Origin of the sequence: Thalassorhabdus alkalitolerans (assembly GCF_042656525.1) — a bacterium.
Lineage (GTDB): Bacteria > Bacillota > Bacilli > Bacillales > Marinococcaceae > Thalassorhabdus > Thalassorhabdus alkalitolerans.
The window spans coordinates 883450-895800 of record NZ_JBHSOZ010000003.1 but is presented as its reverse complement, the minus strand read 5'-3'; the positions used below and the strand labels follow the sequence as shown (position 1 = coordinate 895800).

At 42.3% G+C, this 12351-nt stretch carries 10 protein-coding genes; 9 read left to right on the top strand and 1 reads right to left on the bottom strand.

The window, feature by feature from the left end; all coding sequences use genetic code 11:
- The first annotated feature begins 92 nt into the window (after positions 1-92).
- The 8 genes from accC (at position 93) to ACFPU1_RS07120 (ending at position 10900) form a co-directional block, all read left to right on the top strand.
- A complete protein-coding gene (gene accC, locus ACFPU1_RS07155; RefSeq protein WP_385939764.1) occupies positions 93-1436 on the top strand; it encodes an acetyl-CoA carboxylase biotin carboxylase subunit in 1344 nt (447 codons plus the stop codon).
- Positions 1437-1469: 33 nt separating this feature from the next.
- Positions 1470-2111 carry a TetR/AcrR family transcriptional regulator gene (locus tag ACFPU1_RS07150; RefSeq protein ID WP_054634972.1) on the top strand — a complete coding sequence of 214 codons (642 nt, stop codon included), beginning with the start codon at positions 1470-1472 and terminating at the stop codon, positions 2109-2111.
- 15 nt (positions 2112-2126) lie between these two features.
- Positions 2127-2639, top strand: a complete 513-nt coding sequence (gene accB, locus ACFPU1_RS07145; protein ID WP_385939761.1) for an acetyl-CoA carboxylase biotin carboxyl carrier protein — start codon at positions 2127-2129, stop codon at positions 2637-2639.
- A gap of 153 nt (positions 2640-2792) precedes the next feature.
- Positions 2793-4346, top strand: coding sequence for an acyl-CoA carboxylase subunit beta (locus tag ACFPU1_RS07140; RefSeq protein WP_385939759.1), 1554 nt, complete (start codon positions 2793-2795; stop codon positions 4344-4346).
- A 17-nt stretch (positions 4347-4363) separates the two neighbouring features.
- Entirely contained in the window at positions 4364-6481 is a 2118-nt protein-coding gene (locus ACFPU1_RS07135) for a methylmalonyl-CoA mutase family protein (RefSeq protein WP_385939757.1), read from the top strand.
- Positions 6468-8627, top strand: a complete 2160-nt coding sequence (scpA, locus tag ACFPU1_RS07130) for a methylmalonyl-CoA mutase (RefSeq protein ID WP_385939755.1) — start codon at positions 6468-6470, stop codon at positions 8625-8627. The genes ACFPU1_RS07135 and scpA overlap by 14 nt, the downstream gene beginning before the upstream one ends.
- A gap of 79 nt (positions 8628-8706) precedes the next feature.
- A complete protein-coding gene (gene meaB / locus ACFPU1_RS07125) occupies positions 8707-9735 on the top strand; it encodes a methylmalonyl Co-A mutase-associated GTPase MeaB (protein ID WP_385939753.1) in 1029 nt (342 codons plus the stop codon).
- 106 nt (positions 9736-9841) lie between these two features.
- On the top strand, positions 9842-10900 hold the full coding sequence (locus ACFPU1_RS07120; RefSeq protein ID WP_385939751.1) for an EAL domain-containing protein: 1059 nt from the start codon (positions 9842-9844) through the stop codon (positions 10898-10900).
- Positions 10901-10961: 61 nt separating this feature from the next.
- Here ACFPU1_RS07120 and ACFPU1_RS07115 read toward each other — a convergent pair whose 3' ends face one another.
- Positions 10962-11411: a hypothetical protein gene (locus ACFPU1_RS07115; protein WP_054634969.1), complete on the bottom strand. Its 450-nt coding sequence runs from the start codon at positions 11409-11411 to the stop codon at positions 10962-10964.
- 266 nt (positions 11412-11677) lie between these two features.
- Here ACFPU1_RS07115 and ACFPU1_RS07110 point away from each other — a divergent pair, with 266 nt between their 5' ends.
- Positions 11678-12268 (top strand): NAD(P)H-dependent oxidoreductase, encoded by a 591-nt coding sequence (locus ACFPU1_RS07110; protein WP_385939749.1) that lies wholly within the window; start codon positions 11678-11680, stop codon positions 12266-12268.
- Positions 12269-12351 lie beyond the last annotated feature (83 nt).

Genomic DNA, 12351 nt, shown 5'->3' with positions numbered 1-12351 from the left:
CTAGAATTTAATTACAGACTGACCAGTCGGTCTAAACCTGACCGGATGTAAGCGTTTAAAAAAATGATAGAAATGGCAAAGAGGGTGAAGGAATGTTTACGAAAGTGTTAATAGCCAATCGAGGGGAAATTGCAGTTAGAATTATCAGAGCTTGCAGAGAGCTGGGCATTGAAACAGTAGCCGTTCACTCTGAAGCGGATAAAGAAGCCCTGCATGTCCTCATGGCAGATGAAGCTTACTGCATTGGTCCTCATTCATCAGCTGAAAGCTACTTAAAGAAAACGAACCTTGTAGCCACGGCACTGAAGACAGGGGCAGAAGCGATCCACCCAGGCTATGGTTTCCTGGCTGAAAATGCTGAGTTTGCCGAAATGTGTGCTGACCATGATATTACATTTATCGGCCCATCGCCTGAAGCGATAAATAAAATGGGAGCAAAGGCCGTGGCACGTGAAACAATGGCAGAGGCCGGAGTGCCGATAGTTCCAGGGACAGACGGAATTATTGAAGAAGAATCAGAAGCTCTCAAAACCGCTGAAGAAATTGGATACCCGGTGATTGTCAAGGCTACAGCAGGCGGTGGAGGAAAAGGAATGCGGGTAGCCTATGAAGCAGGTGAGCTGAAAAAAGCCATTTCTATGGCCCAGCAGGAAGCTGCCACCGCATTTGGAAACCCGGGTGTGTATTTAGAGAAATTTGTGGAAGAACCTCGCCACGTCGAAATTCAGGTTATGGCTGACTCCCACGGAAATGTTGTTCATTTTGGAGAGCGGGATTGTTCCATTCAAAGGCGTCATCAAAAGCTGGTTGAAGAAGCACCCTCTCCAGCTTTAGACGAAGACATCAGAGAAGCGATGGGAACTGCTGCAGTAAAAGCAGCCCAGGCGGTTAATTACTGTGGTGCGGGGACTGTAGAGTTTTTATTAGATAAACACAAAAATTTCTATTTTATGGAAATGAATACGAGAATACAAGTAGAACATCCAGTAACCGAAGAAGTCACAGGCATAGACCTTATAAAAGAACAAATTAAAGCAGCGGCTGGAGAAAAGCTTTCTGTAAGTCAAGAAGAAATTGTGATTGATGGCTGGGCTATCGAATGCCGTATCAATGCAGAAAATCCGGAAAAAGGATTTATGCCTTCACCAGGGAAGCTTGATATGTACCTTCCTCCTGGCGGCTTTGGTGTCCGCATTGACAGTGCAATGTATCCTGGCTTCACGATTACACCTTTCTATGATTCCATGGTGGCCAAGCTTATTGTCAGAGGCAAAACAAGGGAAGAAGCCATTTCACGAATGAAAAGAGCGTTGATGGAATTTGTCGTTGAAGGAGTAGACACGACCATCCCTTTCCATTTAAAACTAATGGAAAACGAAGACTTTATAAACGGCACCTTTGATACTAGCTTTCTCGATAAGACAAAGCTTTTATAAGGGAGGTAATTTGGGAAAGAGCAGGTGATGAACATGGCCGAGAAACCAACCAAGGAGCGCATCACAGAAGCTGCTTTAAAACTTTTTGAAGAATATGGTTTTCATGCTGTGACAGTGGACAAAATTGTGAGAGAAAGCCGGACGTCAAAGGGCGGCTTTTACCATAATTTTAAATCAAAAGACGAGCTTCTATATACCATCCATGATTCATTTATTACATATGTGCTTGATAAAGCTGTAGAAGCTCATTCGAGGTACGGAACTCCAACAGAGAAGCTGTACGCAACTGTAAGGTCATTTGTTAAAATGTTTGAAATGTACAGAGCTCATGTAACAGTTTTCTACCAGGAGAGTCTATATCTTGCTCCGGAGTATTTTACCGAAATAAAAAAGAAAAGAAACAAGTATAAAGAGCTGATGTTTTCAGTGGTGAGAGAAGGAATTACCGAAGGGGAGTTTAGAAAGGAAATTCCTGTTCCGATCATGTCCATGGCGATTTTCGGAATGATAAACTGGACCTATAAATGGTATAAAGATACAGGAGAATATTCAGTTAATGATATTGCTGACATCTATGCAGATTTAATTTTGCATTCTGTGCTCACTAAAACAGCTTTGGAAAATCCGGCCTATCAAAGGTTATTTTTACGTCCTACAAATTTCAGCAGCCTTTAAAAGGAGTGAATGAACATGTTTAAAGTAAATGAAATAAAAGAATTGATCAGAGCCATCGACAACTCATCCATTGGCGAGGTTGAGATCCGCGGAGAAAATAAAGAAAAAATCACCATCCGCAAAGAAGGTGTCCAACAGACAGTGAGTGTACCGCAAGCGGCAGTGCAGACAGCACCAGCGCCAGTACCTGCCCCGCAGCCGGAACAGCCGAAAGCAGAAGAGCCAAAGCAAGACCAAGGCAGTGAAAAGCCAAAAAATGAAGCGGCAAGCAAACATAATGATGATTCATTAAAGAAAATTACCTCTCCAATGGTAGGAACGTTTTATGAAGCGCCGAATCCAGAGTCTGATCCTTACGTAAAAGAAGGAGACAAAGTCTCTCCGGATACAGTAGTTTGTATTGTAGAGGCAATGAAGCTAATGAATGAACTAGAAGCAGAAGTAAGCGGGGAAATTGTTGAGGTTCTTGTGGAAAATGGAGAACTTGTTGAATATGGACAGCCCCTTTTTCTTGTTAAGCCGAACTAGTACACCTTTAAAGGGCCTGTTATGAAAGCAGGCCCTTTTTTATACCCAGCCGTGCTTTATGGGGAAGAAGAAGGAATGAGACGGCTTTTCAAATCCGCTTTTTAGCACTGTTTCAAATACTTACACAATTACAGTTTTTAAGGAGGATGCAGCATGGATGATATGTTTTCAAAAATAGAAGAAATGGAACTTCGGCGGGAAAAGGTTAAGTTAGGCGGAGGGGTCAAGAGAATTGATGCCCAGCATGACAGGGGAAAGCTTACTGCCAGAGAAAGAATTGACGTGTTAGTAGACGAGGGAAGTTTCGTAGAATTGAATCCTTTTATTGAAAACAGAGGGATGGATTTTGGGGGTGCCGAATCACCTGGAGAAGGAGTCGTGACAGGGTACGCGAAAATAAATGGAAAAACGATATTTCTATTTGCCCAGGATTTCACGGTCTTTGGAGGCGCACTTGGAGAAATGCACGCTCTAAAAATTGCGAAAATTATGGATTTGGCAGCGGAGAACGGAGCACCGATTATCGGGTTGAATGATTCAGGAGGCGCCCGCATTCAAGAAGGTGTGTTGTCTTTGGATGGCTATGGACAAGTCTTTTATCGCAATTCTATATACTCCGGAGTCGTCCCGCAAATTTCAGTCATAATGGGCCCGTGTGCCGGGGGTGCTGTATATTCTCCAGCCATTACAGATTTTGTGTTCATGGTTGAAAAAACAAGCCAGATGTTTATTACGGGTCCAAAAGTGATCGAAAGCGTCACCGGTGCCAACATTAACAGTGAAGATCTGGGCGGAGCTGCCGTTCATTCTACCAAAAGCGGAAATGCCCATTTTACAGCAGCTTCAGAAGAAAAGGTACTCGGAGAAGTGAGACGCCTCATCAGTTATCTTCCTTCAAATTTTGAAGAAAAGCCGCCAAAGGCAGAAAAAAACAATGCCAGGGATACTGAGGACCGGGTGGATGAATTACTGGATATCGTCCCTGTAGACAGCATGAAAGTGTACGACGTACGAAAGGTTATTGCCAAGATTGTGGATAATGAAGATTTCATGGAAGTTCAAGCGGGGTTTGCAAAAAATATAGTGGTAGGCTTTGGAAGAATTAACGGGGAAACAGTAGGAGTGGTGGCTAACAATCCTAAAATGATGGCCGGGGGGTTAGACATTGATTCTTCAGATAAATGCTCTCGTTTTATCAGGTTTTGTGACTGCTTCAACATTCCTCTTATTACATTTGAAGATGTAAGCGGTTTTATACCTGGGGTGCAGCAGGAACACGGGGGAATTATACGTCACGGGGCCAAAATTCTCTATGCCTATTCGGAAGCTACAGTGCCAAAGCTGACAGTCATTTTGAGAAAGGCTTTTGGAGGAGCTTATGTTGCGTTAAATAGTAAGGCCATAGGCGCGGATTTAGTATATGCATGGCCAAACGCTGAAATAGCCGTGATGGGGCCTGGAGGGGCAGCCAATATTATTTTTGCTAAAGAAATTAAGGAAAGCAGCGATCCTGAAAGAACCCGTAAGGAAAAAATAGAAGAATACAGAGAACGATTTGCCAACCCTTATATTGCTGCGAGAAATGGGATGGTGGATGATGTCATTGATCCAAGAGACACGAGAAAGGTACTGGCAAGTGCCCTTGAAATGCTGAAAAATAAAAAGAAAGAAAATCCAAAGAAAAAGCATGGCAATATTCCACTCTAGGAAAGAAGGTGAAAAACATGAATCAAGAGGATGTTAAAAAAACAATGGAACAAATTTGCGACTTTCCTATTCCGGCTACAGTCTCCTGGAAGGAAACAGCAGAGAAATCGTTAAAAGGAGCATCCTATGAACGCAAGCTTCTTACCCAGACTTACGAAGGGATTACGATCCATCCCCTTTACAGAAAAGAGGATATTGCCGGCTTGCCTTTTATAAATGTAATGCCAGGACAATTTCCCTATACTCGGGGTACTTCAACTTCGCTTCCTGTGAAAACACCCTGGGAGATTTCACAGGAAATAAGAGAGAGTACGCCGGAGAGATTCCACTGTGCATTAAAGCATGATATTCAACGGGGACAAAATTCTTTGGTCATTATGCTGGACCAAAATGCAAAGCTTGGAATCGATCCATTCGATGGAAAAGAAGCAGCGGGTAAAGAAGGACTCTCCATTTGTAATGCAGAGGATGTAAAAACGGCTTTACAAAGCATAGAAGCGGCAGACGTTCCTTTTCATGTTGAAACCGGGGAGCATCCTCTTCCTGTTTTTTCCCTTTTTTTAGCTGCTTTAGATGGAAGCGTTAAAGAACTGAAAGGAAGTATAGCGGCTGATCCTTTTGGTGCCTGGGTAATAAAAGGAGAGTTAACTTATAAACTTGAAAAGATTTTTAATGGGATGGCTGAAATCGTTCGGTGGTGTCAGGAACAAGAGTGCCCGGTGAAAACGATACTTGTTTCCACTTCTCCCTATCATAATGGAGGGGCAAGCGCAGTTGAAGAGTTAGCTTATGCACTGGCTACAGCAGTAACTTATATAGAAGAATTAAAGGAACGGAGAATTCCTCCTGAGGAGGCTGCGAAAAAGATCCGTTTTCAATTTTCTATCGGGTCAGATTATTTTTTAGAAATAGCAAAGCTGAGAGCAGCTCGTTCTTTGTGGGCAAACGTTATGGCAGCCTATACAGAGGACGAAAAGGCAAGGAAGATGAATATCCATGCAAGAACCTCTTCTTGGACAAAGACTCTGTATGATCCATATGTCAATATACTAAGAGCTTCATCGGAAGCCTTCTCAGCAGCAATTGGTCAGGCAGACAGTATACAGGTGAGCCCATTTGATGAAAGCTTCCAAAAACCTACCTCTTTTTCCCGCCGAATAGCAAGAAATACCCAGGTGATTTTGCAGGAAGAAGCACATATAGGGAAAACGGCAGACGCGGCAGGGGGTTCGTATTATATTGAAACCATGACAAATGAACTGGCAGAGAAAGCGTGGAAATTGTTTCAGGAAATAGAACGGAAAGGGGGAATGACAAAAGCGATAGAAAACGGTGCAGTACAAAAAAGGGTAGAAGACATTTCCTCAAGAAAAGAAATTGATATAAATCACCGCAAAAAGGTATTTGTTGGCACGAATCAATACCCCGACATAGAGGAAAATCCAGTAAGCGTCATTCCGGAAGATGACAGTCAAGAGATTGAAGAATTTGTGCAGAAGACGACCTCAAAAAAGAGAACGGAAGATATTGAGGAAAGAGAAACTAGAGCTTCAATCGTTTACGAGGGAATTGAGCGAGCGAAAAAAGGGTGGACCCTTGGCCAGATCGCAACGTGGTGTGGAAAGCAGGTGCCAGGAAATGAGATTACATCTATTGAACAAAAAAGAGGAGCAGAACGATTTGAGACTCTCCGCAAAAATGCACTGGCCTTTGAAGAAAAGTCGGGAGAACCATTGAAAACGTTCCTGGTTAACTTAGGAGAACTTCGCGATTATAAGCCTCGAGCTGATTTTGTTACTGGATTTTTTCAGACAGGCGGGTTTAAAGTAATCTCTGAAAACGGTTCACTGCACGCTCAAGAGGCAGTTGAAAAAGCAATGAAAGCCAAAGCTCCTTTTGTTGTTTTGTGTGGAAAAGAAGAGGATTACTCAACCATGGCTCCTGAAATTATTGAAGGAATCAAAAAGACAGATCCTACCGTTACTGTGATGATTGCAGGTAAAACACCTGACTCCCTGCACACCATTCTTACGGAAAAAGGGCTGGATGGCACAGTTTCTCTAGGGTCGAACGCCTATGAACTTCTGAAAACACTTCAACAAAAGAAAGGAGCTGAAGCATATGAGCAGGCCTGATTTCACGAAAATAAGCTATCGGCCCCAAGAGAATCCCGCCAAACCGGAATTAGAAAGCTTTTCTGCTTCTGAGGGCAGCTTTGAAACTGTTGAAAAAATTCCAGTAAAAAAGGTATACAGTCAAGAGGATATAAAAGACTTTAAGCATGTAGACTATGTATCTGGCATTCCTCCATTTTTAAGAGGTCCATACCCTGCTATGTATAAAACACGCCCTTGGACGGTACGCCAGTATGCTGGTTACTCGACTGCTGAAGAATCCAATGCATTTTACCGGAGAAATCTGGAAGCAGGACAAAAAGGACTGTCAATTGCCTTTGATCTCGCAACGCACAGAGGATATGATTCAGATCATCCCCGTGTGGTAGGAGATGTTGGAAAAGCAGGGGTAGCTGTGGATTCTATACTGGATATGAAGATTCTTTTTGATGGCATTCCTTTAAATGAAATGTCAGTGTCTATGACGATGAACGGGGCTGTTCTCCCTGTAATGGCTTTTTATATTGTCGCCGCAGAAGAACAAGGAGTGAGTCAGGAACAACTGACCGGTACAATTCAAAATGATATATTAAAAGAATATATGGTGAGAAATACGTATATTTATCCTCCTGATATGTCTATGAGAATTATTGCAGATATTTTTAAATACACGTCAGAACGTATGCCGAAATTTAACAGCATTTCTATCTCAGGCTATCATATGCAGGAAGCCGGAGCTACAGCAGATCTGGAACTGGGCTATACTCTTGCGGACGGTCTGGAGTATGTTCGAACAGGATTGAAAGCAGGAATTGACATTGATTCATTTGCACCCCGGCTATCTTTTTTCTGGGCTATAGGGATGAATTATTACATGGAGATTGCAAAAATGAGAGCAGCCAGGCTTCTTTGGGCAAAATTAATGAAGTCTTTCCAGCCCAAAAACGAAAAGTCAATGGCTCTTAGAACCCACTCTCAAACTTCAGGCTGGAGCTTAACAGAGCAGGATCCATATAACAATGTGGTTCGGACAAACATCGAAGCAATGGCGGCAGCTTTAGGGCATACTCAGTCCCTTCATACCAATGCTTTGGATGAAGCGATTGCCCTGCCTACAGACTTTTCTGCCAGAATCGCCCGTAATACTCAGCTTTACTTACAAGAAGAAACCGGGATTACCAATGTGGTTGATCCTTGGGGTGGGTCGTATTATGTGGAAACTCTTACGGCCCAGCTTGCTAAAAAAGCCTGGGATCATATTCAGGAAGTGGATGATTTAGGGGGCATGTCAAAAGCCATAGAAACTGGCCTTCCTAAAATGAGAATTGAAGAAGCGGCTGCCAGAAGGCAGGCTCATATTGACTCTGGCAAGGAAACTGTCGTTGGGATTAATAAGTACCGTCTTGAACAGGAAGAGCCTCTTGATATATTAGACATCGATAACAGTGCAGTAAGAGCTGCCCAAATAAAAAGGCTGGAAAAGCTTCGGGAAGAGAGAAGTGAAGCAAGGGTGAAAGAGGCCCTTCAGGCTTTAGGAGATGCCGCTGAGTCGGGTAAAGGAAATCTACTAGAGCTTGCGGTTGAGGCAGCGAGGGCAAGAGCAAGCCTTGGAGAGATTTCTGATGCTATTGAAGAAAAGGCCGGCCGCCACCAGGCAGTGACTCGCTCAATCAGCGGGGTTTACATTGCAGAATATGGAGAGGAGGAGCTTATGAAGGAGGTGCGTGAGCTTACGGATGAATTTGCCCAGAGAGAAGGAAGACGTCCTCGTATTATGGTAGCTAAAATGGGACAGGACGGCCATGACAGGGGAGCAAAAGTAATTTCCACAGCATTTGCCGACTTAGGATTTGATGTAGACATCGGTCCGTTGTTTCAAACCCCTCAAGAAGCAGCTGTCCAGGCTGTAGAGAATGATGTCCATATCCTTGGAATGAGCTCATTGGCAGCAGGTCACAAAACTCTCCTGCCAGAAGTCATAGCTGAATTAAGAAAGCTTGGGCGAGAAGATATAGTGGTGGTTATAGGTGGTGTGATTCCGGCACAGGACTATGAATTCTTAAAGAAACAAGGTGCAGCTGCGATCTTTGGACCAGGTACTGTAATTCCAGCAGCAGCTAAACAAGTCCTAGAGGAAGTGAATCAAAGAATAGAAGAGGAAATATAATGAAGCGGCAAAGTCCCCTGTATGTTTCGAAAAGGGATGGAGGATAAGAGAGTCCATGCAGCGAAAGGGGCAAGTGTACATGGAAAATAAATACCAGGAAAACCGAAATCACCCGAAAAGAAGGAGAACGCTGTCAGTAGAGCAGTATGTAGAAGGTGTATTAAACGGTGACAGGGCCACTATCGCCAGGGCCATAACCTTGGTTGAAAGCAATTCACCCAAGTATTTTCATAAATCACAGGAAGTGTTAAGGCTTTTAATGCCCTATACAGGAAATTCGATTCGTTTAGGAATTACCGGCGTGCCAGGAGCCGGTAAAAGCACGCTGATTGAATCACTTGGCACAAAGCTTTGTGACAGGGGCCATCATGTAGCAGTTCTAGCGGTAGATCCTTCTTCAAGTGTAAGTAAAGGCAGTATTCTTGGTGATAAGACGAGAATGGAGAAGCTTTCCAAAAACCAGCAAGCCTTTGTAAGGCCTTCTCCTTCTGGGGGGACACTTGGGGGGGTATCCAGAAAAAGCCGGGAAACGATGTTAATTTGTGAAGCGGCAGGCTATGACGTTATTATTGTAGAAACAGTTGGCGTCGGCCAAAGTGAAATAACTGTCCGTTCCATGGTAGATTTCTTCTTAGTTCTGATGCTGACTGGAGCAGGAGATGAACTGCAGGGAATGAAAAAAGGCGTCATGGAAATAGCTGATGCTCTTTTCATTAATAAAGCAGACGGCCCAAATAAACAGACAGCTGAAAATGCGAAGGCTGAATATAATCGCCTTCTTCATTTTCTTCAGCCGGCTACGCAAGGGTGGGAAACTAAAGCCTATACAATTTCCGCTTTAACTGGAAACGGAATTGATGACATGTGGAATATAATTAACAAATATAAAGAAAAGACCTTGAAGTCAGGTGTTTTTCAGAAACGAAGGCAAAATCAGCTTTCAGAATGGATGGACTCTTTGATTGAAGAACAGTTAAAAAGGGACTTCTATGAAAACCCTTATATTAAAGAGATCTTAACAGATACGAAGAAGAAAGTAACAGAGGGGACCCTCCCCCCTGCCCAGGCAGCTGAAAAATTGCTTAGTGAATATAATAAAAATAAGTAGATTTCTCTAATAGAGAGGTCTGCTTTTTTGTTTCAGCTTCAGTAAATAATGGTAAAATAGTTCTAAGAAAAAAGGGTTACTGCTTACCTTAAGGAGGGTATTCTTAATGGCTGACTATAGCTGCACGAGCTGTACCTTAATACCATCTTTTAATGAACAAGGGGATCTATTATTTTTTTCTGATGAAATCACTATAATTGACTGTTTGAAAACTCGTTTTACCGTAACGTTTGATGAAAGAACGAAAGAGGTAAGTTTATCTTATCGTTCAAAGGAAGAAGCCAAGGAAATAGTAACCCAAATTGAAGAGGTGTTATTTACAGGAACCGATCGTCCTTCACTCTTTGGGGCATGGAGAGATCGGGAAGAGAATCAAGTCTCTTCCTGGGTGCTTTTTCCAAAGTTTAAGAAAAGAATACAAGAACATATCTACTTGGAAATCATTACTGACGGTTTATTTACACATCATCTTCAACCGATTTTTTCTTTACATACAGACCGGGTATTCGGCTATGAATTTTTGCTTCGGCCACTGGAAGGAGTCCTGCACTTTCATCCGGGAAAGTTATTTGGCATGTCTCAAGAGACTGGACTGCAGTCGCTACTTGACAGCCAGGCCAGGCGATCTTCTATTAGGGCGGGGGCTGATAGATTAGCCAGAGGAGAAAAGAGATTTATCAACTTCCTGCCATCTTCTATTTATGATCCTCATCATTGCTTGGAAACCACATTTCGGGAAGTTGAACGTAGCGGTGTAGATCCTGAGGACCTGGTTTTTGAAGTGGTGGAAACAGAGGACATAAAAGATACCGACCATTTAAAAGAGATATTTAACGTGTATCGTAATCATGGAATTCAGGTTGCTTTGGATGACATTGGTTCCGGATATTCCACATTAGAAAGGATGGAGGAGCTCTGTCCTGATTATGGAAAAGTAGACAGGGGCCTCATTCACAATTGCTTTGCTGATGAAGAAAAGAAAAAGAAACTAGAGGCAATTAGAGAAAAAGGAGAGCAGCTGGGAATAGAGCTTTTGGCAGAAGGGATTGAAAAGAAAGAAGAAGCAGACTTTGTAAAAAGCCTGGGCTTTCATTATGTACAAGGGTATTATTTGGGAAAGCCCAATTATTACCCTCTTCCTAACAAAACAACCAAGTCGTTTTGATAGAAATTATGTAGCACGTAAAGACTGTTTGGTGCACTGGGAACAGTCTTTACACTATTTCTTACATAGAAGACCCCATTACCATAGCGGTTACACCTACTACACCTAGTACGATAGGAAGGTTTTTGGCCATATACTGACGGTTGGGCATCCTGCTGATGATCCAAAAGCTTCGGTCAGCTACAAAGAATAACATAGCTGCAATCATAGCCATAATTGTAATGTCAATATTGTAAGTGAATAAATAGGCAAGTGATCCTCCGATCAGGTGAAGGATAAAAGAAATCGTATTGAAATGTTTTTCAGCCTGACGAGCAAGAAAGTCAGCGATAAAGGATACGATAGAGCCAAAGAATACAATGGGTATTAAGGAGAAAAATCCATAGATGGTATAGCTTTGCAGAATCATCCCAAATTGGTTTGCACCTGAAGTTGTCTGGATGGGAAACAGCATTCCCATAATAAACATAAACAGTGTCCAAACAGCAAGTCCTGTTAGTAGTTTATTCATGATGATCTTCGCCTCCGTTACCAGCTATAAAATTTTATCTGTGTCATTCGTTCGTTATATATCCTTCTTTTTAGACTTATAAACGGCCAAATCTATCATACATACGTAAATGGGTAAAATAACGAGAAAAAGGGAAAGAAAGTGAATGACAGTAGGCTAATGATAAAAATTGACTGGCAAACAGGAAAGCCAGCTGACTGGAAGGTATTTGCGGTAAGAATTCAGATCATGAACCAGGTAGATAAAATAGAAAGGACTGAGAGAGGATGGGAAAGCAATTAATATTATTTATGCATCCTGACAAAGATAGTTTTAACGGAGCCATTTTACAAAAAGTGAAAGAAACGTTTCAAAGCAGCGGGGAAGAAGTAATGGTAAGAGATATTCACCAGCTGGCCTTATCTCCTGTGTTATCAAGAAAAGAATATAAAGATTCTCTTCAAGGCATATATCCTCGAGAAGTAAAAGAAGAACATAGATATATGGAGTGGGCAGACAAGATAACGATTATTTTTCCACTTTGGTGGGGAACATTTCCAGCCGCGGGAAAAGGGTATCTTGACCGTATTCTTTCATATGGGTTTGCTTATGAATTGGACGGAGAGGATCCGATCGGAAAAATGAAAGGAAAGGAAGTTGGTGTTATTTATACAACCGGCTCTCCTAAAGAAGAGTATGAGGGAAGCGGGATGGCCGATAGTGTAAATAAAATAATGGAGGAAGCCATCTTTTCCTTTTGCGGCTTTACTCCCCTCCCACCTCTTCATTTTGGCAATGTAGTGTTAGCAAGTGAAGAAGAACATGAGGAGATGCTTTCTCAGGCAAAAGAGTACATCAAGAAATATTATTTAAACTAATCTTGCTCCTTTTTCCAGTCTGATTACAATAACGTGTCTATTTTCTTCTACATACCTAACTTTCCCTACAGCTTTTTTCTTCC

What these genes read in the sequence shown, in the direction of transcription:
- accC (WP_385939764.1), top strand. Translation starts at nt 93, where the DNA reads ATGTTTACGAAAGTGTTAATAGCCAATCGAGGGGAAATTGCAGTTAGA.
- ACFPU1_RS07150 (WP_054634972.1), top strand. Translation starts at nt 1,470, where the DNA reads ATGGCCGAGAAACCAACCAAGGAGCGCATCACAGAAGCTGCTTTAAAA.
- accB (WP_385939761.1), top strand. Translation starts at nt 2,127, where the DNA reads ATGTTTAAAGTAAATGAAATAAAAGAATTGATCAGAGCCATCGACAAC.
- ACFPU1_RS07140 (WP_385939759.1), top strand. Translation starts at nt 2,793, where the DNA reads ATGGATGATATGTTTTCAAAAATAGAAGAAATGGAACTTCGGCGGGAA.
- ACFPU1_RS07135 (WP_385939757.1), top strand. Translation starts at nt 4,364, where the DNA reads ATGAATCAAGAGGATGTTAAAAAAACAATGGAACAAATTTGCGACTTT.
- scpA (WP_385939755.1), top strand. Translation starts at nt 6,468, where the DNA reads ATGAGCAGGCCTGATTTCACGAAAATAAGCTATCGGCCCCAAGAGAAT.
- meaB (WP_385939753.1), top strand. Translation starts at nt 8,707, where the DNA reads ATGGAAAATAAATACCAGGAAAACCGAAATCACCCGAAAAGAAGGAGA.
- ACFPU1_RS07120 (WP_385939751.1), top strand. Translation starts at nt 9,842, where the DNA reads ATGGCTGACTATAGCTGCACGAGCTGTACCTTAATACCATCTTTTAAT.
- ACFPU1_RS07115 (WP_054634969.1), bottom strand. Translation starts at nt 11,411, where the DNA reads ATGAATAAACTACTAACAGGACTTGCTGTTTGGACACTGTTTATGTTT.
- ACFPU1_RS07110 (WP_385939749.1), top strand. Translation starts at nt 11,678, where the DNA reads ATGGGAAAGCAATTAATATTATTTATGCATCCTGACAAAGATAGTTTT.